Genomic DNA, 1,372 nt, shown 5'->3' on the forward strand with positions numbered 1-1,372 from the left:
AAATAACAAAAACCTTGACAAAATCGGGGGGGGGGGTAAAATTCGGGGGAATTTAGCTACACAATGTCTTCTATGCCACTCAAAAGTTCCCTTTGCTATTCCGTCGCCCTCGCCACGGTAGCCACCGCCACCCTCGCACCAGTTGCCAGCGCCGCAACTTTTAACTTTTCCTACACCTCCAGCGCAGGAACCATCACTGCAACGGTTGACGGAACCCTGCAACTGGATAACAACACGGTATTCGTCAGTTCTATCAGTAATACCACCTTTAACGGCTCTCCCGCTCCTGCCCTCCCGTTCATAGGTTCTTATCTCGATAGCATTCTTGCTGGTGTTGTTGTAACGGGTCAGGCGGTGCTATCCCTAGACGGAGCGGGACTGGATTTTGTCGCTTGTAACACGACGAATTGTATTGATGGATTCGGCTTTTTGCCCCCTAACGCTATTGTAGGTAACACGACCGACCTGTTCGCTTCCGGCAGTGCCTACGGTTCTACTCTTCCTGAACTCTTCGTTCTCGCCAATTATTCCCTGACCCCGGCTGGCACTACCACCGTTCCCGAACCAGCGACGGTTCTCGGTTTACTCTCCGTTGCCGGGGTGGGTTTATTGTGCAAAGGCCGGAAACTAGAAAAGTAATTTTGACCGACTGATCCCCGCTGCCCTCCTAGGGTTGATTCATAGTAGGGTTGATTCATGAATCAACCCTACTTATCAAGGGGGGTGTCTGACAACTTTTAACGCCTACCTACTTAACTAAAAATTAAATTGATTGGGAACGGGTTGTGCGATTGTGGCAGCCCGTTTTAGTCTTTGATCAGGATCGAGAGATCGATCGCACGATTAACTAAAGGGAGTAAATCAAATGGTAGATAAAATCACTGCCAAAGAGATATTGGAACGTTTACGAACCCTGAAACCCGAACTGGAGGAACGATACGCGATCAATCGAATCGGCATTTTCGGCTCGGTAGCCAGAGAGGAAACCCGCCCGACGAGCGATATAGATATAGTGGTATATATGCCCCCCGATCTGCTTAAAAGAGTCAGACTGAAAGCCGAACTAGAGAACCTATTCGGACGGGAAGTGGACGTGATCCGCTATCGGGATTCCCTGAATCCTTACCTCAAGGCACGGATCGATCGAGAGGCCATCTATGTGTGATCGATCGCTTCTATTCGAGTTAAAAATCGCTTGGAGGGCTTACGGTGATGGAAGGAAAAGAAACAGGACTAATTGACATCCTCGCCGCCCTAAAAGTGCGGCGATTCCTAAACCTCACGATTTAAGTTTCTGCTTCCACCACCGTCGCATACCACAGTTAAAAAACCATGTACTGTCTTACACAGAGTCCACAGACTTTCGCCCCAT

General features: G+C 49.1%; 2 protein-coding genes. Both read left to right on the top strand.

All coding sequences use genetic code 11. The annotated features are described in order from the left end of the window. Positions 1–72 precede the first annotated feature (72 nt). Positions 73–639 (top strand): PEP-CTERM sorting domain-containing protein, encoded by a 567-nt coding sequence (locus tag PX636_RS09950; RefSeq protein ID WP_288116989.1) that lies wholly within the window; start codon positions 73–75, stop codon positions 637–639. A gap of 226 nt (positions 640–865) precedes the next feature. Then, the gene (locus tag PX636_RS09955) at positions 866–1,165 is read left to right on the top strand and encodes a nucleotidyltransferase family protein (protein WP_288116988.1); all 300 of its coding nucleotides are present in this window, start codon (positions 866–868) and stop codon (positions 1,163–1,165) included. The last annotated feature ends 207 nt before the right edge of the window (positions 1,166–1,372 follow it).

The sequence above is a fragment of the Microcystis sp. M53598_WE2 genome (assembly GCF_030067735.1).
In the GTDB taxonomy this organism is placed as follows: Bacteria; Cyanobacteriota; Cyanobacteriia; order Cyanobacteriales; family Microcystaceae; genus Microcystis; species Microcystis aeruginosa.

Coding starts and splice junctions, on each gene's coding strand:
- PX636_RS09950 (WP_288116989.1), top strand. CDS start 73: ATGCCACTCAAAAGTTCCCTTTGCTATTCCGTCGCCCTCGCCACGGTA.
- PX636_RS09955 (WP_288116988.1), top strand. CDS start 866: ATGGTAGATAAAATCACTGCCAAAGAGATATTGGAACGTTTACGAACC.